The 23507-nt window shown below is 36.2% G+C and carries 19 protein-coding genes and 3 pseudogenes; 12 read left to right on the forward strand and 10 right to left on the reverse strand.

The genetic code is table 11. The annotated features are described in order from the left end of the window. The first annotated feature begins 76 nt into the window (after positions 1-76). The 8 genes and pseudogenes from H280_RS0109990 to H280_RS26440 form a co-directional block, all read left to right on the forward strand. A complete protein-coding gene (locus H280_RS0109990; RefSeq protein WP_020060980.1) occupies positions 77-1495 on the forward strand; it encodes a SpoVR family protein in 1419 nt (472 codons plus the stop codon). Positions 1496-1522: 27 nt separating this feature from the next. Then, positions 1523-1732 carry a hypothetical protein gene (locus H280_RS23435; RefSeq protein ID WP_020060981.1) on the forward strand — a complete coding sequence of 70 codons (210 nt, stop codon included), beginning with the start codon at positions 1523-1525 and terminating at the stop codon, positions 1730-1732. A 308-nt stretch (positions 1733-2040) separates the two neighbouring features. Continuing rightward, positions 2041-3636, forward strand: coding sequence for a spore germination protein (locus H280_RS0110000; protein WP_028411185.1), 1596 nt, complete (start codon positions 2041-2043; stop codon positions 3634-3636). Then, entirely contained in the window at positions 3633-4823 is a 1191-nt protein-coding gene (locus H280_RS0110005; RefSeq protein WP_020060983.1) for a Ger(x)C family spore germination protein, read from the forward strand. Before H280_RS0110000 ends, H280_RS0110005 begins: the two co-directional genes overlap by 4 nt. A gap of 27 nt (positions 4824-4850) precedes the next feature. Then, entirely contained in the window at positions 4851-5939 is a 1089-nt protein-coding gene (locus H280_RS0110010; protein WP_034303702.1) for a GerAB/ArcD/ProY family transporter, read from the forward strand. Positions 5940-6308: 369 nt separating this feature from the next. Next, positions 6309-6449 carry a hypothetical protein gene (locus H280_RS25000; protein WP_020060985.1) on the forward strand — a complete coding sequence of 47 codons (141 nt, stop codon included), beginning with the start codon at positions 6309-6311 and terminating at the stop codon, positions 6447-6449. Between the two features lie 146 nt (positions 6450-6595). Beyond that, positions 6596-7858 (forward strand): neutral/alkaline non-lysosomal ceramidase N-terminal domain-containing protein, encoded by a 1263-nt coding sequence (locus H280_RS0110020; RefSeq protein WP_020060986.1) that lies wholly within the window; start codon positions 6596-6598, stop codon positions 7856-7858. Between the two features lie 419 nt (positions 7859-8277). Further along, positions 8278-8394, forward strand: a pseudogene (locus H280_RS26440) (IS6 family transposase); the annotation flags it as partial. 209 nt (positions 8395-8603) lie between these two features. Here H280_RS26440 and H280_RS0110030 read toward each other — a convergent pair. The 3 genes from H280_RS0110030 to sdaAB all read right to left on the reverse strand — a co-directional run bounded on the left by H280_RS0110030 (position 8604) and on the right by sdaAB (position 11835). Next, on the reverse strand, positions 8604-9923 hold the full coding sequence (locus H280_RS0110030) for an amino acid permease (RefSeq protein ID WP_020060988.1): 1320 nt from the start codon (positions 9921-9923) through the stop codon (positions 8604-8606). A 300-nt stretch (positions 9924-10223) separates the two neighbouring features. Further along, entirely contained in the window at positions 10224-11114 is an 891-nt protein-coding gene (sdaAA, locus tag H280_RS0110035) for an L-serine ammonia-lyase, iron-sulfur-dependent, subunit alpha (RefSeq protein ID WP_020060989.1), read from the reverse strand. Positions 11115-11136: 22 nt separating this feature from the next. Further along, the gene (gene sdaAB, locus H280_RS0110040; RefSeq protein WP_020060990.1) at positions 11137-11835 is read right to left on the reverse strand and encodes an L-serine ammonia-lyase, iron-sulfur-dependent subunit beta; all 699 of its coding nucleotides are present in this window, start codon (positions 11833-11835) and stop codon (positions 11137-11139) included. A 1352-nt stretch (positions 11836-13187) separates the two neighbouring features. Here sdaAB and H280_RS0110045 point away from each other — a divergent pair. After that, complete coding sequence (locus H280_RS0110045; RefSeq protein ID WP_020060991.1) at positions 13188-14054, forward strand: ABC transporter permease subunit; 867 nt, start codon at positions 13188-13190, stop codon at positions 14052-14054. Then, positions 14055-15032 carry an ABC transporter permease subunit gene (locus H280_RS0110050; RefSeq protein WP_020060992.1) on the forward strand — a complete coding sequence of 326 codons (978 nt, stop codon included), beginning with the start codon at positions 14055-14057 and terminating at the stop codon, positions 15030-15032. Positions 15033-15164: 132 nt separating this feature from the next. Here H280_RS0110050 and H280_RS0110055 read toward each other — a convergent pair whose 3' ends face one another. From H280_RS0110055 to H280_RS0110070, 5 genes and pseudogenes are all read right to left on the reverse strand, one after another. Beyond that, complete coding sequence (locus tag H280_RS0110055) at positions 15165-15647, reverse strand: CcdC family protein (RefSeq protein WP_020060993.1); 483 nt, start codon at positions 15645-15647, stop codon at positions 15165-15167. Positions 15648-15660: 13 nt separating this feature from the next. After that, on the reverse strand, positions 15661-16059 hold the full coding sequence (locus H280_RS0110060) for a DUF2871 domain-containing protein (protein ID WP_020060994.1): 399 nt from the start codon (positions 16057-16059) through the stop codon (positions 15661-15663). A gap of 57 nt (positions 16060-16116) precedes the next feature. Next, positions 16117-16212, reverse strand: a pseudogene (locus tag H280_RS26995) (HsmA family protein); the annotation flags it as partial. Between the two features lie 208 nt (positions 16213-16420). Beyond that, positions 16421-17134, reverse strand: coding sequence for an ABC transporter ATP-binding protein (locus H280_RS0110065; RefSeq protein ID WP_020060995.1), 714 nt, complete (start codon positions 17132-17134; stop codon positions 16421-16423). Further along, complete coding sequence (locus tag H280_RS0110070) at positions 17134-18198, reverse strand: ABC transporter permease (RefSeq protein ID WP_020060996.1); 1065 nt, start codon at positions 18196-18198, stop codon at positions 17134-17136. Before H280_RS0110070 ends, H280_RS0110065 begins: the two co-directional genes overlap by 1 nt. A gap of 616 nt (positions 18199-18814) precedes the next feature. On the opposite strand from H280_RS0110070, the gene H280_RS0110080 reads away from it, so the two are divergent. Beyond that, entirely contained in the window at positions 18815-19381 is a 567-nt protein-coding gene (locus H280_RS0110080) for a GNAT family N-acetyltransferase (RefSeq protein ID WP_020060997.1), read from the forward strand. 127 nt (positions 19382-19508) lie between these two features. Here H280_RS0110080 and H280_RS0110085 read toward each other — a convergent pair whose 3' ends face one another. After that, complete coding sequence (locus H280_RS0110085) at positions 19509-21710, reverse strand: MMPL family transporter (RefSeq protein ID WP_020060998.1); 2202 nt, start codon at positions 21708-21710, stop codon at positions 19509-19511. Between the two features lie 59 nt (positions 21711-21769). Between H280_RS0110085 and H280_RS23440 the strand changes: the two are divergent. Next, positions 21770-22083, forward strand: a pseudogene (locus H280_RS23440) (rhodanese-like domain-containing protein); the annotation flags it as partial. A 135-nt stretch (positions 22084-22218) separates the two neighbouring features. Here the strand turns inward: H280_RS23440 and H280_RS0110095 are convergent. Further along, a complete protein-coding gene (locus H280_RS0110095) occupies positions 22219-23364 on the reverse strand; it encodes an LCP family protein (protein ID WP_020061000.1) in 1146 nt (381 codons plus the stop codon). Between the last annotated feature and the right edge of the window lie 143 nt (positions 23365-23507).

Genomic DNA, 23507 nt, shown 5'->3' on the forward strand with positions numbered 1-23507 from the left:
GAGTTTCTTTTATCCTCATGAAAGCTTGTTTCTATTCATACACTTTCATAAGGGAATGTGTAAGGAGGGAAAAGAGATGAGAAGTAGTGAAGATAAAGCATTGCAATATGCAATTGCGGAGATTACGGAAATCGCGACAGGATTTGGATTGGATTTTTATCCGATGCGTTATGAAATTTGTCCAGCAGATATTATTTATACATTCGGTGCCTACGGGATGCCAACGCGCTTTTCGCATTGGAGTTTTGGAAAACAATTTTATAAGATGAAACTTCACTATGATTTAGGACTGAGTAAAATATATGAGCTCGTCATTAACTCGAATCCGTGCTATGCCTTTTTATTAGATACAAACTCACTCATTCAAAATAAATTGATTGTCGCTCACGTATTAGCGCATTGTGACTTCTTTAAAAATAATATTCGATTCTCTAACACAAAACGGGATATGGTCGAAAGTATGTCGGCAACGGCAGAGAGAGTAAAAAATTATGAGCATAAATACGGAAAAGCAGAAGTTGAAACGTTTTTAGATGCAGTATTAGCAATTCAAGAGCACATTGATCCTTCACTGATGAGACCAAAGCTTTCTTGGAGTGTAGATGATCAAGAAGAGGAAGAACAAACGAGAAGGGCACCAACGCCATACGATGATTTATGGAACTTAGAGAATCGAAATAAGAAACGTGAATTACCGAATGCAAGGAAGAAAAGAAAAATTCCACCGCAACCAGAAAAAGACTTACTTCTTTTCATTGAACAATACAGCCGCGAACTAGAAGAATGGCAGCGCGATATTTTAACGATGATGCGTGAGGAAATGTTATATTTCTGGCCGCAGCTTGAAACGAAAATCATGAACGAAGGCTGGGCTTCGTATTGGCATCAACGCATCCTCCGCGAAATGGACTTAAGCTCAGATGAAGCAATCGAATTCGCCAAGCTAAACGCAGGAGTCGTACAGCCATCAAAAACAAGTATTAACCCGTACTACCTCGGCATCAAAATTTTCGAAGACATTGAAGAACGCTACAACAATCCGACAGAAGAAATGATACGCCAAGGTGTAAAACTAGACTCAGGAAGAGATAAGATCTTTGAAGTGCGCGAAATCGAATGGGACGTATCATTCCTGCGAAACTACTTAAACAAAGAACTTGTCATGCGCGAAGATATGTACTTATTCCAGCGCCAAGGAAAAGATTATAAAATCGTCGATAAAGAATGGGAAAATGTCCGCGATCAGCTCGTCAACATGAGAACAAACGGTGGGTTTCCGTATTTAGTTGTTGAAAATGGAGACCATTTAAAGAATGGCGAATTGTACATTAGGCATTGTTATGAAGGGATTGAACTGGACCTAAAATATTTAGAGAAAGTGTTGCCATACATTTATCGGTTATGGGGAAGAACGGTGCATATGGAGTCGATTGTGGAGAATAAGAATGTAGTGTTTTCTTATGATGGGAAGATGGTGCATCGGAAGTATGTATAGCATGAAAAGCCGTTATGAAGAAAAAAGATGGAAGTAACTGAGGAGCAAGTTAAGTTCTTTGAATGGCTTCATTATCATAAAATTGATATGTCTGATGAAATTTTTGTTATGAATGTAAATGAATTGAGTCGTGAAGAATCTGACAAACAAGTAAAAACCTCCTTAATTGTAGGGAGGTTTTTACTTGTTGTTGAGTTGCTTATTGTGAATAGGTTAGTTGGAGAGGTATTTCATTAGTATTAAGTTGACCAAGCGTTATTCGAAAGTTACGTTATGGGTCGCCCTATTTTAGATTAACTAACTTACAAAAATAATTGGATAATTTTTCTGTAGAGGGGGATTTTAAGAGGGATGTCGAGGGTATATTTTCCTATTGGGATTTTTCAGACAAATGATTTTACCTTCCGAAAATCATTATTTATTCAAAAACGATTTGGTGGAAAGGTTTGTAAACCTTCGCTGTCAAGGAATCATTAATACTAAGGTCCAAATATAAAAAATCTACTTTTTATAAAAAACATAAACCATATGATAAATGGGGTAGTATGATGAAAAAACTTCGTAAGATAAAGCGATTTAAAAAAGATATTCAGGAACTTGAGAGTGCCAACATGCTGCTACCAAATGTTCAAGATTGTGAACTCGAACGGAATATATCTGTGAATGAAGAGGTTTTGAAACAAGTTTTTGACAATTGTTCCGATATTGTTTTTCGTCCAATTCTCGTAAATAGTCAAACTAAAATTCTTTTTATTTATATAGATGGACTGGTGGATACAAAAATGGTGGAACAGGTTGTTTTGAAACCAATGATGTACGAAGGGATGCCTAATGGATTAAAGAGTGTGGACACAATTGGAGAAATTATTCAAGATCTGCTTATTGCTGTATCCCAAGTAAAGACGGTTTCTAAGATTCGTGAGGTTATAGAGGGAGTATTGAAAGCTAATATGATCGTTCTAACAGATGGGGAGAATCAAGCACTGGTTGCAGATTTAAAAGGGTTTGAAAAACGTAGTATTGAAGAGCCTGCAGCCGAAATCTCTGTTCGTGGCCCTCGGGACGGGTTTACGGAAACGCTAAGGGTCAATACGAGCCTTGTTCGACGAAGAATTCGGAGCCCAAGGCTAAAAATGGAACCCTATTCGATTGGGGATTTATCACAGACAGATGTGGTGATTGCCTACATTGAGGGGATTGCTCCAAATTCGGTTTTGGAGGAAGTGCAACAAAGGGTCCAGCGAATTCAAATTGATGGGGTGTTAGAGTCAGCCTTCATTGAAGAGTTTATCGAGGATCAACCTTTTTCTCCCTTTCCGCAAATTCAGAATACCGAACGGCCGGATGTAGTGTGTGCAAGCCTATTAGAAGGGAAAGTCGCTATTTTAGTGGATAACACACCTTTCGTTCTGATCGTTCCTATGACATTCTGGACAGGTCTGCAAGCAGCGGAGGATTATTATGAACGATCCATCTACACAACCTTTATTCGATGGATACGTTTGGTATTAATCAATATTTCATTATTTCTTCCTTCTCTCTATGTTGCTATTACAACCTTTCATCCGAAATTGATCCCCACAAATTTGCTTATTAGTATTGCAGCGGCGCGAGAAGGCATTCCTTTCCCGGCTGTCATAGAAGCGCTGATGATGGAATTTTTGTTTGAGGGTTTGAGAGAAGCTGGCGTTCGATTGCCAAAGCCCATTGGATCAGCAGTCAGTATCGTGGGAGCACTTGTCATCGGACAAGCTGCTGTGCAAGCAGGCATTATCTCGGCACCTTTAGTCATTGTTGTGGCTACAACCGGTATTGCGTCATTTGCTTTTCCACGCTACAACTTGGGAACAGCCTATCGGATGCTGCGCTTCCCGATGCTACTATTGGCGGGAATGCTTGGGCTGTATGGCGTTGCTATAAGCACCCTTGCGATTATGATCCATTTAACCAATATTCGTTCTTTTGGTATTCCTTATCTAAGCCCGGTTGCTCCTCAGACTCTTCGTGATTTGAAGGACGTTTTGCTCCGAACACCTCGGTGGAACATGACCCACCGCCCAAAATTGGTATCTGGTGAGGAGAAAATGCGTTTTCCAGATGGACAACAACCAGGTTCGAAACGGGGAGGGGAGACAGAATGAGCCTGCACAAGGCACTTTGTATGATACTGGTCTTTTCTTTAGTTTTCTTGACGGGCTGTTGGGATCGTACGGAGTTAAATGACCTGGCAATAGAATTAGGCTGGGGACTTGATCAAGCGAAGAATAACAAGCTTGAAATCAGCGCTCAATTTATCATCCCTTCAAAAATGGGAATGGGACAGAGTGGAAGAAGTAATGCAGGAAAGTCGGTTTTTATAGAATCGGGAACTGGAAGGGACATACTTGAAGCTGGACTAATGATGCAAACAAAATTGTCAAGAGAAGTCTTTCGAGGACACCAGCGTGTGATTGTGATTGGAGAACAATTGGCTAGACGCGGTCTCGCTCCTGTTTTAGATGCCTATAGCCGCGATCCTGATATTCGATTACGAGCAGATACACTAGTAGTAAAGGGGAGTACTGCAAAACAGTTTCTGGAAGCATCCAACCCTTTAGAAACTATCCCGGCACTTGGGGCACTTAAAGAACATATGCAAATAGAGGAATTGGGAGATACGTCTTTATTAAATTTTCTTATTGCCGGTACGAGTGACGGAATTAATCCAATCTTGCCCGTTATTAAACTGATCCATAGTTCTAAAAAACAAGATAAAACCAATTTCAAAGGATTTCAAATTGTAGGTGGTGCTATCTTTAACAAAAATCTTAAATTGGTAGGATATATAAATATACAGAAATGGTTAACCACTCTTTGGCTGGTTAATCGTTTAAGTAAACAGACTATTACGGCAACTGTCCCCCAAGGAAATGGTAGTGCCAGTTTATATATGACGAAAATTGACAGAAAAATCAAACCTATTATTCGAGGGAATACCATCAAGTATGACATTGTTCTTTCTGGTGAAGGAACAATTCAGGAGAACAATACAAATTTAGATCTTACGCAGCCTAAAAATCTTATTCTTTTAGAACATGTATTGGAAAAAGAGTCCGAAAAACAAGCTCTCCAAACCATCAAAAAGGTTCAAAAACAATACGGAACCGATATCTTTGGCTTTGGTGAGGCCATTCATCACAAATATCCATCCAAATGGAAAGGACTAAAGAAAAATTGGGACAAACAGTTTCGAAAAGTAGAGGTCTCTATCCATGCAAATCTGACCATTCGGCGAGTAGGTCTGACCGGACCATCGTTGCAGGTAAAGAAAAATGAAATAAAAAAATAAGGAGGTATATGGATTGTGAGAATTTCAATGAAAATCTCTGGCACGCAAATCTTTTGGATGATGTTCACATTAGAAGTGGGACAAACACTTCTTTTGATCATTCCATCGACGATCCGTACTGCTAAACAAGATGCATGGATCTCGATGGTGATTGCAGGGCTTGTTGGAATTGCCATTACTTTTCTTGCAACCAAACTCGGCTCGCTTTATCCGAATCAAACCATGATTGAATTTAGTCAAACTATTCTCGGTAAATGGCTAGGAAAGCTGATGATGATTCCCTATTTACTTCCATGGTACTGGATTAATGGGATAACCGTCCGTGAATTTGGTGACTTCATTATTACCGCGTTGTTTCATAATACACCTTTGTGGATCATTGTCTTTACTGCCATGTTACTGGTTATTTTTATCATTTACCAGGGCGGGGTGGAAGGCATTGGACGCTTAAGTGAAATCGTTGGACCTATGGTGCTTTTAATGATAACGTTTGTAATCATTTTGAATCTTGGCAATATGAATTGGCATAATATGCTCCCTATTTATCAAGATTCTGGATGGCTTCCAATCCTTAAAGGTTCCTATACTCCTGTAGCCGCTTTTTTTGGAGAGGCTGTCATGATGACAATGCTCGTCTTCTTTATGGACAAACCAGACCAAGCGTCATCACGGGCGATGTGGGGAGTAGGACTGGCGGTCTTCATGGTAACGATCGGAACATTAGCGGTGATTTTAACATTCGGTCCGAATTTGCCTTCAAGGTTTTTGTATCCGGTTTACGATTTGAGCCGGTTTATATCCGTTGCGGAATTCATTCAAAATGTGGATATTCTGATTGTTATTATTTGGTTTTTCAGTATTTTTGTTAAACTGTCGTTATATATGTTTCTCGCTTGTTATGGAACAGCACAAATGTTTCACCTGAAGGATTGGCGAAAAGTAGCTTGGTTTCTTGCTCCTATTTCGTTTATCATGGCTGTATCAATTAAAAATATCGAGATATTTACCTATTATTATTACATGTTTTTCGTGATTCCAATTGCATTTCCCGTATACATGATTGGGATTCCCTTGCTGTTGTTGGTGGTTGGCAAGATCCGAAGAAAATATGCATAAACCTAATTGGTAGCGTGATTGAATAAAGGAATTGAAATATTTAGAGACAGTATTGCTGTACATTTATCAGTTATGAAAAAGAACGGTGCATATGGAGTCGATTGTGGAGAGTAAGAATGTTGTGTTTTCTTATGATGGGAAGATGGTGCATCGGAAGTATGTGTGAGAGCCGCTGGAATCAGCGGCTTTTTTATTATGAAATGAAGATTAAATTCTAGGGGTGGCGGTGCTTTCATAGGGAACTAATTTTTACTTTTATTAGCAATCGAAATGCTTCTGCGATTTTTGATTTACACTATTTTAAATATTATGGTTAATTGTATAATATTTGAAACGTTATTGAATCAAGAATAAGGTGGGGGATTTTTTATGAAAATGTTAGAAACTAATCGATTAATATTAAGAAATTGGCAAGAAAGCGATTATTTAGACTTGTACGAGTATGCAAGTGATGAAAGAGTTGGCCCAAATGCGGGTTTAATTATCAGTTTAGTCATGATATCACTTTAAAGCAATTAGGAGATAAAGTAGTGAATAGTTGGGTCTATAATATTTCTAAAGATGAATACTATAGTAGAATTAAAAAGGTAAAAGAAAGTTCTGGACAGTTTAGTTAAATGAACTAACAAACGCCATAAATAATTGGAGAGAGTCAAATGAGTAAAGTAGGAATATATAAAGTGGATATCACCCCTCCTTTAGGTATCGACTTCATTGGATACCACAGAGAAACAGGGATTCGTAATATTGATGAACACATTTATGCAACAGTATATGTGTTTGAAAGTAATGAAACAAAGACCGTATTTATAAGCATTGATAACATAGGGATGTTAATAGAAGATACTGTAACAATTCGGGAGCAAATCGCAAATGAGTTAAATGTTCCATTTGAAAACATAATGGTTGTATATACTCATACTCATTCTGGGCCGGAAACAGTTGGCGATGATGCGTTAGTAATGTCTTATAAAACAATCCTAATCACTAATGTAGTAAAAGCTGCTGTTATTGCGAATGACAATATGCAACCATCTGAAGTTGGGTGGAACGTAACATTAGGGGAAATAGGGATAAATCGAAGAGAGAAAACACCTAATGGCAAAGCAAGAATGGGTGTTGATGTAAACGGAGTTGTGGATAAAAGAATTGGTGTTCTAGTAATCAGAAACGAACAAACAAAGGATTTAATCGGAATCATTGTATTTTGTACGGCGCATCCAAATGTCTTAAAGGGAGATAGTGATAGATTATCAGCTGATTATCCAGGTTTGACTAGGGAAATTCTCGAACAAACACTTAATTGTTCTGTAACAATTGTTCAGGGAGCCGCGGGAAATGTGAATGCAAAATATCGTGGTTCAATGGAAGCATTAAAACAAATGGCCTACATAGTAAGTGGAAATGTCTTAACGATGTTGCCAACTATTACTTACAACTCAATTTCAAAGCTAAAGACTATTTCGAGCACTCTATCAATGAAATTAAAGGATATTCCTGAACCTGACGGAATAAAAAGGATGGCGCAATTAGCTGAAACACATTGGGGCATAAATACTGACGAATGGCTTACGATCATGTTAGATAAATACAAACAAAATGTGAGACAGTTAACAATTGATTTAGAAATTCAGTTATTTCAAATCAATGAAGGTTCATTTTCTGGCATACCAATGGAACCATTTTCAGAAACGGCTCTCGAGATTAAAGAGCAACTGAATAATGAACTTGCTTTTTTTGGTGGCTACATGAATGGGTATATTGGTTACCTACCTACAAAAGAAGAATATAGATACGGAGGGTATGAAGTAGAACTCAATCCTGTGGTATATGGACAGGTTACAAATTTGTGGATGCCTCCAGAAGAGAATACCGCTAGGCTTGTAATGGAAAAAGTTTTGGAACTATATAATTCTTAAAACGTAACTACTCAGTTACTTTATGAAAAACCGACAGAAAAACATTTTTTAAAATGGGCGAGAGCAACTGGCCATGCGTAGAGGCGGTCAGTTCCTTTTCCTGCCACGTGCAAAGTTTAAAACAAAAATAGACAGCAAGTAGCGGCCATGTTTTGTTCTACATAGCAGCGACTTAGATGTTAAAAAGTCAACTTGTATTTATATAGTCCAAATATCAGCGTTACTGTAATCAGGGGAAAAGTAGAAAATTTACTTAACTTAATATAGGGGTACAGCCGCATGCCCATCAAGCTAATATTTTGAAGAATTCCTAAAACGAAAAATTTATATCACTACCAAGGTTATTTATAAGAATTTAGGTTGTTTTTTCGTTTTGGGTATTTTTATTTCTTAGCTTGATGGCGATGGGACAGCACCCCAATATGCTTGGATTAAAATCATTGCAAACAGCTAAAAAGGTGATTGCTCGAATAGAAGTTATGCATATAATCAAAAAAGGACAAACTCCTCAAGGTGAGAAGCCTGTCCCAAAATAGATATATAAATCTATTTTATTTTTTTTACATATAGATTGCTATTATGAAAAAAAGGAACCTTTGGTTTTCGCTGCGCATGTGGCAGAAATAGGCCCTGACCGATTCTATGCATGGCCAGTTGCTCTCGCTCACCGAAAAAGAAAAGGATTTTATGTTGATTTTTCAATTTGCATCTATATATTATCCACTAGGAATCTTTCAATAGTGAATTAGAATAATGACTTAATACTTGCTAGAACAGTAAGTATCCCTATAATAATGACAAATACATTGCTCGCTTTCCCTTTGTATTTAGCTAGTACTGGTACTTTATAGATCGCATACATTGGTAATAGACATAAGATAGCAGCAACTAACGGACCACTAAGGGCATCAATAATTCCAAGAATACTTGGATTTGCATAAGCAACATACCAGCATGTTAATACGACAAAAGTAAGGATCATTGTCTTAACTGTTTTTTCTCCTACATCTTTTCCGCGTTTTTTACTGGACTTGATAATCATGTCACGCATTACCTCATATGCTCCTATATAATGACCAAGGAACGACTTTGTTATGGCCACAAAAGCAATGATAGGAGCTGCAATAGTGATTATAGGCGAATTAAGCTCATTCGCAAGATATGATAGGATTGACAAGTTCTCTTTTTTTGCCATTGCAAGATCACTTGGAGTTAAACTCAATGTACTGCTCCAAACAAAGAACATAACAACAGCGAATGTCATGATATAACAAGCTTTTTGTATTTGAGCACATTTGGCATCAGTAGCTTCTATTCCATAGGTAGCTCTCTGTTTCATAACAAATGATGAAATCATAGGCGAATGATTGAACGAGAATACTATGATTGGTAGTATCATCAATATCGTTCCAAAATATCCTGTTCCTGTTGAAGCGGTAGAAACACTTGAAAAACTAAGCATTGACGTATTCCACTGTGGAATCAAAGATATTGCGATAAAAAGTAGAGAAGCTATGAAAGGATATACTAGCATGCTCATTATCTTTACAGTGATATCTTGACCAAAATTTAGTATAGCTATAAGACCGATTACTAATACAAGCGATAAAATGGCCCTTGGAGGCTCCTGCATGTGCAATTGATTTACGATAAAACTACTTGCAGTATTTGTAAGTGCAACCGAATACATCAGCACGATCGTATAAATTGAGACGAAATATACTATATTAAAAATGATACTTGCCTTATTTCCGAAATACTCTCTTATTGTACCTGTAATCCCCTCTTCAGCAGAATTGGAAGCGTATATCATTTTAGCTAGCGCCCTATGTGAGTAATACATTACAGGATATGCAAGTACGGTAATTAACAGTAATGATAATAAACCACCTGCACCTGCATTAATAGGTAAAAAGAGTACCCCTGCTCCAATTGCTGTTCCAAAAAGGCTCAATGCCCAGGTAGTATCCTGTTTATGCCACTTTTTAGGGTCTGGATACGTCTCATTTTTTACTGCAGTATTTTCAGATTGAAATTCTATTGTTTTTGCAGTATTTTCATTCATATAATAATTCCTCCTTGTATCTTATTCTTAAGTCTCTTTTTAAGGCTTAGGAATATAGACCATTCTTGAAAAAATGAATTGCTTACAAGATGCATTGCATCTTGTGTTCTTCTTCTAAGTTGATCAAAATCGAAAAATTCGCTAGTAATCAACCCGATGAATTTGTTAGCGTTTGCAAAGCATTTTAATTATATAGTAGTATATTTTAATTGTATAGTAGTATAGTACACTATTTTAGTGGCAATGACTCCCTTAGGAGAACAGAATTGTTAACTATTTCACAATATTTCAAATAACTGTTTATGTATTTAATTGTTTCTCTCCAAATATTTTACTTTTAATGGCAATCCCTGTAGGTGTGGCCGCAATTCCGCCTAAACCTGTCTCTCTTAATTCGCGAGGCATCTGTCTTCCAACTCTATACATCGCTTCAATAACTTCGTCAGAATTGATGATATTGTTTACGCCGGCTAATGCGATATCTGCTGCTGCTAAAGCATTTGCCATTCCAATAGCGTTTCTCTTTACACAAGGAATTTCTACCAAACCAGCGACCGGATCACAAACTAACCCGAGTAAATTTTGTAATGCGGTTGAGAAAGCTTCAGAAGATTGCTGCGGTGTTCCTCCTCCAGCTTCTACCGCTGCTGCCGCCGCCATTGCTGAGGCACTGCCTACTTCCGCTTGACATCCTCCGTACGCTCCGGCAATACAAGCGTTATTTGCGACTATCGTTCCAAATAACGCTGAAGTGAATAGAAAATGGATCATATCTTCATGACTTAACTGTAACGTATCTTTAATACTAAATAGGACTCCAGGGATCGTCCCACTTGCACCTGCTGTTGGAGTTGCACAAATAGCCCCTAATGAAGCATTTACTTCATTAACACCGATAGCACTTTGAATCCCGAGCACCATCAAGTCTCCAGAAAGCGTTTTTCCTTTTTCACGATATTTTTTAATTTTAACAGCATCGCCTCCGGTTAAACCGGTCGGAGAAAATACCCCGTCACCCTCAATACTTTTATTTATGGAATTTTCCATAGTCGTTAAATTCTTTTCCATTTTACTCCAAACTTCTTCATAAGAAGTTTTAGTTTGTTCGATTTCTTGTTCAATTGCTAATTCATAAATTGACTTTTGTCTTTTATTAGCTGCATCTATAATTTCTTTTATAGACATATACATATTTTTTCACCCCTTAATGTAACTAAAGAATAATGATATTAGCTATATTGCTTAAACTTCTAAGTTCCTTCTGAGCATCACCAGGTAATAGCGAATCCAAAGCGAATGCATATAAATATTTTCCGTTTTCTTCTAAACTATGAAAATCGTTAATTTCCACATCATATTGTTTAAAGATCCTGCGTAAGACAAATTCAAAGTCAGCTCTTTCGGAAATCGCAATAATAACTGGCAATGGCCCCTGCAAATCTAAGTTAAATCCGTCAATTTCAACATGTTTGACTTCAATTAATCCGCCGCCGACCGAAATACCCATCGTTCTAATACTTCGATTTTCATCCTCTAAATATACATCTGCCGTATTTGGATGACCCGCAGGACTATCACCTGCTTTTTCAATAAAGGTAATGTCCAATCCTTTAGATTCTGCTATTTTAATAGCATCTGGTACTTTGCTGTCATCGGTAGCAAATCCTAATATCCCAGCAATAATTGCAAAATCAGTTCCGTGTCCTTTATGGGTTTCAGCAAATGATTCATAATACTTTACTACGACCTTTTTTGGAAGACCTTGAAATAATTTATTGGCAACTGTTCCAATAGCTAAAGCACCTGCAGTATGTGAACTTGAAGGACCTATCATTACCGGTCCAATCACATCAAAACAACTTTTGTATTTAACAACCTTTTTTTCTTTAATAGATGCTACATTCATGTTCATATAAGCACCCCCATAATTTATTGTTTTTAATTACAGCTGAATCTAAGTTATTATATATATCCAAATTTAAAAACCGATATAAAAACCTCTTTCCTTTTAGGGGAGGACGAGAACATCAGGCCGTACATAGAAGCAGTCAGGGCCTTTTCCTGCTACATGCGATAAGGGCGCAGTGTTGCAGTCTGCATAACAGCAACTTATATGTCGAAAGATTAAAATTGATTTATATAGAATGACCAATTCAAAATATGTTCCAGCTTTTATTTTCTGCAATTACATTTTAAAATCTTTCTGATAGCGCTTTCATTTTCGTGAGGAATACATTTTCCTTTTGATCGTACACCTGTTGTAAAGCAATCGTATCAGTATGTCCAATTTTAGAAGATTACTTGCAAGTTCTTTAGCGTTTTTGCACCAGAACCAGGTTCTCTGGAGGTAATAGATTATCTCTCGACGCCCTCATTATAACTTGTATATTTATAAATTTAATTTTTTTTTGTTTTTAGAAAGATTGAATAAACAGAATCTTGAATAGAAAATAAATTTAACTTGGCATGTAGCAATTGTGTCCATTGTTTGGAGCTGTATTAGTTTAGTAGAAAAGCAAAAATAACACAGAATTCCTTTGATTAACACGTTGATTATATTGGAAAATTACTATAAAGATACTTATATTTTCCTTTGTTGAAACATCTTATTTTGGACGTGAAAGCTGTTATAATAAATAATTAGTGTAGATGGAAGGAAATAAATTAAGGGAATATAAAATCATTTTTGAATATTTATTATTCATATAGTATTTATATACATATTTCAGAAAAAAGTAATTTCTTTTTATAAATCTTGGACATGCTGATATTTTGTACTTTACAAAAGGTGTTTCATTAATAATGTCACGAATTATTTTTGATACGGTATTTCGTTACAACGAACCGAAAAGACATAGAGTGCGTTATTTTTTAGAACTACATGTAATATATAAATCCAATTTATTTTTTTACATATAGATTGCTACTATGAGAAAAAGAACCTGCACTTGTTTGCGCTTTTGGTTTTCGCTGCGCACGTGGCAGAAATAGGACCTGACCGCTTCTATACATGGCCAGTTGCTCTCGCCCACCGAAAAAGAAAAGGGTTTTTATGTTAGTTTTTCAATTTGCATCTATATATAAACGTTCATTTTGTTACAAAACAAATTACTTTGTCCACGGGTATTGGGCCTTATAGTTCATTTAAAACAAGGTATATTTAATTTTGTGCATCTATATTTGATTGAATATTCAGTTAAATGTTGATAGAATTTATATAGTAATTTTTGGAAGGTTAAGATATTTATAGGAGGATCGGGGAGTATGAAAACAATCACAATCCAAAAAATATCCACAGCGATTATGCAACTCATTCTAGCTATAGCGGGCATTCTTTGTTTAAGTTCACTACCGAGTTTGTTTAAAGGAATGGAAATGGATATAAATAATTATTTCAAAGCTCTTGGGGAGTTGTGTAAAAAGCTATTAAATTTTTCTCATTTGACATATGGGAAAAGTTTACGGCCGATATTTCCACAAATTTTTGAGTTTTATTGGCATTCTTTGTGGTTATTTATGTTGGCGCTTTTCATTTCGGTTGTATGTGCTTTTTGTTTTACCTATCTGATTATTCGCTTTTTCTATGAGAAATTGAAAAGAATGAAGTTTGTGTTAGTTATATTAGAATCAGTACCAGACTTGTTCATCATTATGTGTTTTCAAATTTTGGTGCTGTGGTTATTTCAAAAAACGAATATTATGGTGTTTAATATCGCCACTACATGGCAGGAGAAGTCCATTTTGATGCCTGTTGTTTGTTTAAGTGTTCCCCCCACGATTATGTTAACTCGTATTTTCCTGTTGCAAGTAGAAGCAGAATTGCAAAAAGATTATATTGCGTATGCTCGTGCGAAAGGTTTGAATTTCTATCACATATTTCGTCATCATGTGCTCCGCAATGTGTTGTTTACGATGTTCCATTATTCAAAGACGATTGTATGGTTTATGTTTTCTAATTTGTTGATGATTGAGTCTTTGTTTAATGTTCCTGGTATTGTGTATTTTGTTTTGAAATATCCGTTTCCAGAAGTGTTTGTTGTGACACTTTTATTGCTTTATATTCCGTTTTTCATTATTTATAAAGCGTACGATTTATTTGTACCTGCTGTTATGAGAGGGGAGGGGAAGTAGGTGATCAAAGATCTTGTACGAGAAAAGCAGTTTCTGTTTAGTTTCTTGTTTTTAGTCATACTGTTACTTGCTAGTATTGCGAATACAATTTTCAATGATGGGCAAATTAGGCAAGTGACAGCTCTTTATGAGAACGGGAACTTGATTGGAGCGCCGCCATTTTCTCCATCTACTCATTTTTTGCTAGGTACTGATATACATGGGTATGATTTACTTCATGTCATTATACAAGGTGCAAAGTTCACCATTGGTTTATCGGCTTGTATTGCCATGCTGCAGGTAGGGTTTGCAATTGTGTTTGGCGTTGGGATCGGTACGTTTCTGAAAAGATGGAGCAGTAAGCTTGAATCGTTTTTTGATAGTTTTACGATTATGCCGCTGACAATTATCGCTTACTTCTTGCTAGTAAATGTGATGTCGATGCCGATAGATGGATTTCAGCAGCCTTTTTATCAACGTGCTCTTTTTGAAATGTTTATTCTTACCATTCTTGCACTTCCTACAACGTCTTTTTATGTAGCGAACGAAGTGAAAAAACTATTCACAACAGAGTTTGTGGAAGCGGCTTCTGTATTAGGTGGATCAAAGTTTCATATTTTACGTAAACATATATTCCCGCAGCTTCGCTCTATGTTAGTCATCTTATTAGTTCAGCAATTCAATAAAGTTCTTCTCGTTTTGGCGCATTTAGGAGTATTGAAGATGTTCTTTGGCGGAACAGTTATTGATCACAGTCCTGCAAAAGAACCGCCGCGGACGTTATCATTTGAATGGTCAGGGTTAATTGGAGATACGTTTCATATGCTTTCTATCCATCCTTGTATTGCTCTCGTTCCAATTGTCTTTTTCTCTTTAACAGTCGTTGCAGCTAATTTGATGTTAGTAGGATTACAAAATGTATTTGAAAAATCAAGTACTTCAAAAGTACAGAAAGTAGCACATGATCTAGTGGAAGAAAAACAGACTTCTAATTTTTGAGACTGATATAAGTCGCTGTTATACACGGCCAGTTGCTCTCACCCACCTAAAAAAGATGGTTTTATATCGTTTTTTAATTTGGATTTATATATAAAAAAAGCCCAATATTTTGTATCGGGCTTTTTGATATGATTAAACACTCTTAGTCGCAAAGTTCATTTCTTTTTGTAATTTCATAAACGAACGGTACATGCCAATTCTCCAAGAGACGATCATCGCAAAGGCAAGTAAGAAGAACATACCGCTTAATTGTCCTAAATCAATTGATTGACTTAAATACTCTTTCATACCGAGGCGGACAGCTAGTAAACCGACTAAAATAAAGATAAATGCTTTAGAAGGTATTAAATAGATGTCTTTTCCGCGTATTTCAAATTTTGATGTTTTAATAAGAAAAATAGAGAAAAATAATCCAACGATAACTGCTTCTATAATTTCAGTTGATGTTAAGCGGAATTCTGGTAAGAAGTACATGCATGCTCCCGTACTCATAAAAAATGGCGGGAGAATAATTTTTTTAAGTGTTACAGGTTTCTTTGCTGATTTTAAGCGAAGGAACATCATTCCAACAGCCATACAAAGAGCAACAATACTCGATAGAACAGCTAAGTTCATGTTTGACCTCCTTTTACCCTTTGAACGATTTTTTTAATAGAATCATAAACCAAACGAGAGCGATACCAATGATCGTATGAGACATTCCTGCAATATGACTTAATCCTTTAAAATCAGCTCCATTGAGTTGAAGAAGTCCGCGGGTCGCCATTGAACCAATTGTTAAAACTAATCCTACATTATAGACGATGAACCACATGTTAAAACTTTTTGCCTCATGGACTGCAAATAATTTCGATAGAGTAAAGGCAAGCAAGAAGAATATAAATCCAAGAACTAGCACATGTGTGTGCAATTTGTATAGCGATGTAGTACCTTGAATTCCTTGCGCTTTTGAATATTCTCTCGCGAATACACCTGATAATAGACCGATAATTAAATAAGTGAATGCTGCATTATATAACTTTTTCATCATATACCTCCTAGGTAGCATTAGCAATGTTTATTTTTGGATAGTAGACTGCGATTATTAGTGGTTTGTCATTCCGTATATAAGGCCAGAAATATATGGGATTAGACAAATGAACCAGACGATAATACTTAGCTTGTGGAATGTTGTCATCATTCCTTTCTAACATTCTTTATATAAAGAATGTTACATGCGAATTATGAATAGAATATGAACGCAATATTACATATAAAATCGGCGTAGTTATTATATTTAAATTGTATTATGCTGTAAACAAAAAATGAAGAGGTACTTGTGAATAAAGAAAAAACTTTCTTATTCCCTGTGGAAATAGGGGTAAGAAAGTTTTTTAGATTACTGTGATTTACACTTCGTTTTCTCGTAATAATTTTCCGTCGCGAAGTGTTAAAATACGATCGCATACATCAAGCATTTTTTCATCGTGTGTAATCATAATTGCTGCTTTTTTATTTTTCTTCACTTCTTGTTTCATTAATTCAACAACTTCTCTTGCCCTTTTTGAATCAAGACTCGCAGTCGGTTCGTCAGCTAAAATTAAGTTTGGATCATTCATGAACGCACGAGCAATCGCTACACGTTGTTTTTCACCGCCTGAAAGTTGATTTGGATAATGATTCATGCGATGTGCTAATCCAAATGTTTTCAGCAATTGCTCTGCTAACTGACTTGCTGCTTTTTTATCTTCTCCTTTTAACTTAGCGATATACAGAAGTTGTTCTTTTACCGTTAAGAAAGGTACAAGGTTTGCGAATTGAAATATAAATCCGATTTTTCGTAAGCGAATATCCGTCATTTCTTTTTCTGATAAATTTGTTATGGTTTGACCAGCAATATAAATGTCTCCTTTTGAAGGAGAGAGAAGGGCACCTGCGATGGAAAGCAATGTACTTTTCCCTGAACCAGATGGACCAACAATACCGATAAATTCGCCCTCTTTTACATCTAATGTAATGGGATGGAGAGCAGTTACTTCTGTCTCTCCTTCGCCGTATGTTTTGCTTACTTGATCAAGCTTTAATAATGACGCTGGGTTATCCCATTTTACTTCCGTTACCATTACATGCCACCTCCGATTGCTTCTAATGCATCTACTTTTAATACTTGATATAGAGAAATAAGTGTACCGAATATGCTAATTAAGATAAAGATACCTGCATACTGCATGATTGTTGTTGTTGTTAATAAGAACGGCATACTAGCTGGTAAAATAGCTTCTACCGCAAAGATTAAGCCAATGCCGATAATAAGAGCAACGCCTGATAAGAATATAGATTGTACAACTAACGTATTTGCTAAATATGAGTTTTTCGTACCGATCGCTTTTAATACACCTAATTGGTGTGTTTTTTGTAATGTAATGACATAGAAGAAAACGCCGATTAACAATGCTGAAATAACAAGTAAAAACGCAATAATCATTGTTAATGTTCCTTGTTCTTCTTTATAACCTGGGATACTTTGTAATACTTCTTTTTTATCAACAACTTTTGCATTGTCGATTTTTTTATCAGTATTTAGAGCGATTACACTGTAATCTTTTTGATTTGGCAAGGCAATAGCGTCCCATACATTTTCATTCATATGAATAACTGGTGTATGACTAAACATTTGATTTTGCGAGAATCCAACAACTTTGAAAGCTTTTTTAGAAATAGGATCTACTAGTTCATCTCCAAGCTTAATTCCTTTTTCTTTAATTGATTCATCAGCGATAACTTCATTGTCTGCTAACGTACCATTTTTTCCTTCGATTACTTTTGGAGCAATGAATGAATCTTGTTTACTTGAGAAAATAGCAACATCTACTTTATTTGAAGTGCCTTCTTTTTCAAATGTTGATACTTTAATGTGCATTGGAACTGCATCTTTTTCATCAACTTGTGCTAAAACTTTATCGACATCTTCTTTCTTAATCTGAGATCGTAACAATTTACCATCTGCATCATCTGATAAGATAAATTTGTTTGCTTTCATTTCAATAATAGAAGAGGCATTATCATGAGATAAACCATTTGCTAGACCTGATATGATAAGTACAAGAAATGATAATAACATCATGATTGTACCAACTAATCCGTAACGTAATTTCGATTGTTTTAATTCTTTAAGTGCTAAAAACATTAGGTTTGTTCCTCCTTGTTTCGTTCTATGCTTTTATCATAAAGAGGAAATATGAACGGAATATGAACAAGAAGTTACAAAAGACGAGTTAAAAAAAACCTCTTCTTTTAGGTAGGCGAGAGCACCTGGCCATGCTTTGGAGCGGTCAGGGACTTTTTGGCCACGGGCGATGTTAAAACAAAGGGAGCGAACGAGTAGCACAGCACTTTTTACTCTGCATAGCAATGATTTATCTGTTGGAAAGTTAAGTTGGATATATATAAATGACATACGTTTTGTGGATAAAAGTGGCCATTATAAAGAGAAAAAGAAGATAGGAGTTGACTCAAAAGAGATGTAGATGTCTTTTGAATCAACTCCTTCTTATATGTTCACTGATATATCGGCGCTTCGACAATGTTTAACATTCTGAGTGCAGGAAATAGAGCTGACATTACACCTTTTTCGAAAATACAATACAGAATTTTCAAATATATACAAATAAGATATAATAGAAGTATTAACCAAAAGGAGTTGCGAATATGATTGCGATAATTGCAGTAGACGTTTTGTTTCACCAACAAAAAATCTAAGGGGTTGTACCTCAGGCTGCACCCCTTAATAAAGGGAGAATAACATGAAACAGTTTTTTAATCACTTTTTAACAGGGCAAACGGTTCTGTTAAAACAAATGGAACAAAATCACCTTGAGCGCTTTGCTCAACTTGAAAATGAAAAACATACGCTATTACTCGCAAATGATGACATTCCGTTTCCAACGACATTGGAAGACAACAAAACGTTTTTCAATGGTATTAGCGGCAAAAAGGAAGAGTTTATTTTTGGTATTTTTGATAAGGAATCGAATGAACTAATTGGATCATGTGGTGTTTTCGCAATCAATTGGAAAAATAGCACTTGTTTTGTCGGTATTTCTATCGGAACAAAGTGGCAAAATAAAGGCTTTGGTACGGACGCGATGAACACTTTAATATCGTTTATTTTCAATTACATTCACATAAATAAAATTAAACTGCAAGTGTTTAGTTTCAATGCGAATGCGATTCGTTCATACGAAAAATGTCACTTTGTAAAAGAAGGTACTTTTCGCAATGAAATTTTTAGATTTGGCAAATTCCATGACGTATATGTGTTTGGTTTATTAAGAGACGATTGGAAAGATCTACACTTACAAAGCAATTAATAAAAAAAGCTGATGAAGTTTTCCGTTTGTAGAATAAGCAATGTTTATGAATAGAAGATGAACACGTGATTATAATTGCAAAGAAAACGAAAAGTGTGCCAGGTTGCACACTTTTCATTTTGAACAATTATTTTAAATCTGTTGGAAGGGAAGAAATACGCTTGGAACGCCGCGGTTTGAAAAAAATCAAAATCGAAGGGAGCAGCATACCACGAACAAGAAATGTATCAATTAAAATCCCCATTGTCATTGTTAAACCGAATAGAAAGAGTTCTTGAAGTGGTTGGGTAATGAGCACGCCGAATGTAGCTGCGAGTATAATACCCGCTGATGAAATAACGCCTCCAGTTAAAGAAACCCCGCGTGCTACCGCTTCTTTCCATTCATATTTTTGCGCCTCTTCTTTGATTCGGGATACGAGCATAATATTATAGTCGATCCCTAATGCAATAAGAAATACAAAGGTGTAGACAGGTAGACGATAGCTAATTGAGTCGTATCCTAAAATATAATGAAAAATCATCCAACCTAGCCCTAGCGTCGCTGAATAAGAAAGTAACATTGTGATCATCATTGTTAGCGCGATAATGATCGAGCGTGATTGGTATGTCAGCATAATGAGAATAAAAATAGAAATGAGCGAGAACGTCACGATTGTATCTTTTTCGTTCAAAGATTTTACATCTAATTGCTGCGGGGTTTGCCCGCTATAATGCAAGGAATATTGCTGAGAATCAAAGCCGCTCTTTGTTAACAAACTGTTACTGTTTTCACGTAGTAGACTGATTGTATTTAAAGCTGCTTGGTCGTAAGGATTGTCTTGTAAAGTTAATTGCAATTTGACGGCATGCTTTTCTTCTGATAAGAAGTTTTTTGGTAAGTTCGCATTCGCGAATGCGGAAGTGATTTCTGGTGTGACGGTGTTTACCCCATCTAGTTTTTTCATTGCGCTTGATAATAAAGCTAATTTATCAAAAAAGGATTGGTCTAAGACAATTTCTTTGTCTGATTTCAAAATGACAGTGACAGGCGCTAATTGTCCTGGTGGGAAGTTTTCCTCTAAAGTTTCAAAGCCTTGCCGGGATGAAATGTCATTTGGGAATGACTTCATTAAATTAAACGAATATTTCATAGATCCAACGTTCAGCGAAGTAAGAATGAGCATAATGAGCAGTATACTTACTGTGATGGAAGGCTTTTTCTTTACAAAAGTGCCTACATTTGTCCAGAAGCCGCCCAGCTTCTCTTCTTTTTCGGCTACTTTTGGAATGAAAGGCCAAAATGCTTTTTGGCCTACGAGTGCAAATAAAGCTGGAATAAGTGTGATGCCTCCAAGCAGAATGAACACCATAGCAACTGAAAATACTGGGGCAAAGTTATGATATGCATTAAAAACAGCAAAGAACAATGTAAGCATTGCGACCAGAACGGTTCCGCCGCTAAATAGAATTGGTTCCATTACTTGCGTTAACGCGGCTTGCATCGCATCGTATTTCGAATTCGTCTTTTTTAACTCTTCTTTATAACGAGCTACTATGAATAAACAATAATCCGTCAAAACAGCAAAGAGTAGAATCATCATAATGGAAAGAGCTTGTTTTTCAACGACGAACCATCCGTTTTGACCTACCAATCCTAAAATGCGATCGACTACTGCATATACGATACCGGAAATGAGTAAGGGAATGACAGCAAGCAAAGGGGAGCGATAAATAATGATTAATATAATGAGAATTAATCCGATTGTTGCAAACATTAATACGAAGTCAGCATTTTTGAACAGTGTAATCGTATCCGCTGCAATTCCAGCTGGACCTGTAATCTCAAGCTTTAAGTCTCCGATATCCATTTGTTTCACATAGTTGCGAATTTGCTGTAATGTGTCATAAATTTGATCCGATTCTAAATCTTTTGTTAGAGCAACATTTAACAGAATAGTTGTGTTATCTTTGGAGAACATTTTATCTTGTGTGGCTTTTGGAAGTTGGTGAAATGGTAAGGCGCTTGCAACATGTTTCGGTTTATCATCTGAGGAAAGCCATTTGCTAATTTCTGAAATTTTTGCACGTTCGGCCTCAGTGATTGTGGATTTTCCATGAAAAACAAGCAAGGCGACTGTTCCATCTTTGGATGGAAATTGTTCATCCAATATCTGCTGTGCTACAGCAGACGGCGTATCTTTATGGATGCTTCCTTCACCACTGCTTGTTGCGTACTTTTTGGCTCCGGGTGCGAGAAAACTTAAAACGCCAATAGCAAGAATCCAAGCGACTAAAATGATTTTGGCACCCTTTGGACTACTGATGAAGCGAGCAAGTTTCGAAATCACATCTATAACCTCCTCTTCTTATGTTCAGGAAGATTTTAAAATAAGAATATGAACAGAACATGAACGGAATGTTACGAAAATTAAGATTATTTACTTGTTTATCCTTTTTTCGCTTGTTACCAGTTAAGGGAGTAAAAAATATAAGTGGAAAAGAACTAAAAGACGAAATGAAGAAAAAGAATAAGCAATTGATTGACGTTTGTACACCAGGCGAATTTAGAGGTAACCATGTTCCGTATTTTCGTAATATATCGCTAAATAAACCCGTACAACAAGCAAGTAGTTTAGATGAAAATAAAGAAGTAAACACGCAACAAAAATTTTAAAGAAGATGGGGTTTAAACATATTATCAATGTTTTAGGCGATATGAACGTTTGGAGTTCAGGATTCGAGTTGCAGCGGATCTTGAATCGTGTCGAAGCGCCGATATATAGGCGGGAAGCGTAATTTCCAGTCAGTTTCATACAAAAAACCGCTGAACAATCAGCGGCTTTTGCTATATTCACATTAATTATCGTTTGTTTTGTTAGTCGTTGTATCCTTATGCACAGCTTGTTGTTTCTGCTCTTGGTTTTGTTTGTTATCCGTATCTTTTTCTTGCGCTACATTGTTTGTATCAGCAGGAAGCCCAAGATGTTCGCGGAGCTGCTTTGAGATGTCGGCAATATTTTTTTGATCAGGCATGTAGTAATACGTATGTTTCGGCACGTAAGTAGGTTTACAAACTTTATCTTCCGCCATATAGCAGTCTTCTCCAGCTAGTTGAAGTTTTCCGATTGAAGCATTGATACCATATTTGTAGAATGATAACATGTCGTCAAATGAGAAGTTTGTTTTAAATTCCCCATTAATATCATCAATAACTTTCCCTACTTTTGTAACGGATCCCGCACTTGCTAGTTTTTTAACAATCGCTTCAATAACAAGCTGTTGACGTTGGCCACGCATGGCATCGCTATCAATTTTACGCGTTCTTGCTAGCGCAAGGGCTTGTTCTCCGTTTAGATGCTGGAACCCTTTTTCAAGATGAATTGCACCAGCTGTATCGTTACTATCTTGTTCTGTAAATGTAACAGGTACATCTAAGTCAATTCCTCCTAAATCGTCGACAACTTTTATGAAAGAATTAAAATTAAATCTTACAAAATAATCGACGGGGACGTTGAATAGCTTTTCTACTGTTTCAATCGTAGCTTGAGGGCCACCGTCTTTTCCATTTTTTGTAGCGCCAAATGCATAGGAATGTGTAATCTTATCTTTTTTCTTCTCTACTGGAACGTATGTGTATGTATCACGTGGAATACTTACTAGTTTTACTGTTTTACTATCTTTATTAAACGTTGCCAGTAACAATGCATCCGGATGGAATGCCCCAGCGTATAGTTTTTCGCGTCCTTTATTTTCATCAATTCCCATAATTAACACAGATACGTTATTGGTAACGGGTTTGACCGCTTGTTCTCGTAATTCAGATTTTTCACCACGCTCTAAATTTTGAGAGGCATTTCGAACAGCAGAAGATGCCTTATTTACTAAAAACCATGTGTAACCTCCACCGCAAATTAAAAAGAATGTAATAATGAGCATTGTAATTTTTAGCTTCTTATAGCTTTTTTTATGCTTATTTTCACGTAAATCCGTCTTTTGCTCCATTCTATATACTCCTTCATCTATAATGAGATCTAATTCAGTCCTCGCATCAATTAATTATAATTCTTTATTGTAGAAAAGAATATTACAAGTTATTTACATTTTTTAAATTTTCTTTCTATTTTAGTGTTAAGGGGTTGGTAAAA

This window comes from Bacillus sp. 123MFChir2 (assembly GCF_000383235.1).
Classification (GTDB): Bacteria; Bacillota; Bacilli; order Bacillales; family Bacillaceae_G; genus Bacillus_A.

What these genes read in the sequence shown, in the direction of transcription:
- sdaAA (WP_020060989.1), bottom strand. Translation starts at nt 11,114, where the DNA reads ATGTATATGTCTATAAAAGAAATTATAGATGCAGCTAATAAAAGACAA.
- H280_RS0109990 (WP_020060980.1), top strand. Translation starts at nt 77, where the DNA reads ATGAGAAGTAGTGAAGATAAAGCATTGCAATATGCAATTGCGGAGATT.
- H280_RS25000 (WP_020060985.1), top strand. Translation starts at nt 6,309, where the DNA reads ATGAAAATGTTAGAAACTAATCGATTAATATTAAGAAATTGGCAAGAA.
- H280_RS0110055 (WP_020060993.1), bottom strand. Translation starts at nt 15,647, where the DNA reads ATGAACTTAGCTGTTCTATCGAGTATTGTTGCTCTTTGTATGGCTGTT.
- H280_RS0110010 (WP_034303702.1), top strand. Translation starts at nt 4,851, where the DNA reads ATGAAAATCTCTGGCACGCAAATCTTTTGGATGATGTTCACATTAGAA.
- H280_RS0110045 (WP_020060991.1), top strand. Translation starts at nt 13,188, where the DNA reads ATGAAAACAATCACAATCCAAAAAATATCCACAGCGATTATGCAACTC.
- sdaAB (WP_020060990.1), bottom strand. Translation starts at nt 11,835, where the DNA reads ATGAACATGAATGTAGCATCTATTAAAGAAAAAAAGGTTGTTAAATAC.
- H280_RS0110080 (WP_020060997.1), top strand. Translation starts at nt 18,815, where the DNA reads ATGAAACAGTTTTTTAATCACTTTTTAACAGGGCAAACGGTTCTGTTA.
- H280_RS0110000 (WP_028411185.1), top strand. Translation starts at nt 2,041, where the DNA reads ATGATGAAAAAACTTCGTAAGATAAAGCGATTTAAAAAAGATATTCAG.
- H280_RS0110020 (WP_020060986.1), top strand. Translation starts at nt 6,596, where the DNA reads ATGAGTAAAGTAGGAATATATAAAGTGGATATCACCCCTCCTTTAGGT.
- H280_RS0110005 (WP_020060983.1), top strand. Translation starts at nt 3,633, where the DNA reads ATGAGCCTGCACAAGGCACTTTGTATGATACTGGTCTTTTCTTTAGTT.
- H280_RS0110065 (WP_020060995.1), bottom strand. Translation starts at nt 17,134, where the DNA reads ATGGTAACGGAAGTAAAATGGGATAACCCAGCGTCATTATTAAAGCTT.
- H280_RS0110060 (WP_020060994.1), bottom strand. Translation starts at nt 16,059, where the DNA reads ATGAAAAAGTTATATAATGCAGCATTCACTTATTTAATTATCGGTCTA.
- H280_RS0110095 (WP_020061000.1), bottom strand. Translation starts at nt 23,364, where the DNA reads ATGGAGCAAAAGACGGATTTACGTGAAAATAAGCATAAAAAAAGCTAT.
- H280_RS0110030 (WP_020060988.1), bottom strand. Translation starts at nt 9,923, where the DNA reads ATGAATGAAAATACTGCAAAAACAATAGAATTTCAATCTGAAAATACT.
- H280_RS23435 (WP_020060981.1), top strand. Translation starts at nt 1,523, where the DNA reads ATGGAAGTAACTGAGGAGCAAGTTAAGTTCTTTGAATGGCTTCATTAT.
- H280_RS0110070 (WP_020060996.1), bottom strand. Translation starts at nt 18,198, where the DNA reads ATGTTTTTAGCACTTAAAGAATTAAAACAATCGAAATTACGTTACGGA.